We start from the raw sequence: 409 nt of genomic DNA, 5'->3' as shown, positions 1-409 counted from the left end.
CAATTCCTTTGAGTTTCATTCTTGCGAACGTACTCCCCAGGTGGGTCACTTATCACTTTCGCTTAGCCACTCAAACCGCAATTGGTTCGAACAGCTAGTGACCATCGTTTACTGCGTGGACTACCAGGGTATCTAATCCTGTTCGCTCCCCACGCTTTCGTCCCTCAGCGTCAGTACATTATTAGTGATCTGCCTTCGCAATCGGTATTCTGAGTAATATCTATGCATTTCACCGCTACACTACTCATTCTAACCACTTCATAATGACTCAAGACCAACAGTATCAACGGCAATTCTATCGTTAAGCGACAGACTTTCACCGCTGACTTATCAGCCCGCCTACAGACCCTTTAAACCCAATGATTCCGGATAACGCTCGGATCCTCCGTATTACCGCGGCTGCTGGCAC

Annotated in this window: 1 rRNA gene; it reads right to left on the bottom strand. The window is 47.7% G+C overall.

Going from position 1 to position 409, the window contains the following annotated elements:
- Positions 1-409 (bottom strand): 16S ribosomal RNA (locus tag ACH2AZ_RS12515); the annotation flags it as partial.

This window comes from uncultured Mesonia sp., from assembly GCA_947499595.1.
Classification (GTDB): domain Bacteria; phylum Bacteroidota; class Bacteroidia; order Flavobacteriales; family Flavobacteriaceae; genus Mesonia; species Mesonia sediminis.
The sequence above is the reverse complement of the archived record's forward strand: the minus strand, read 5'-3'. Positions and strand labels throughout refer to the sequence as shown.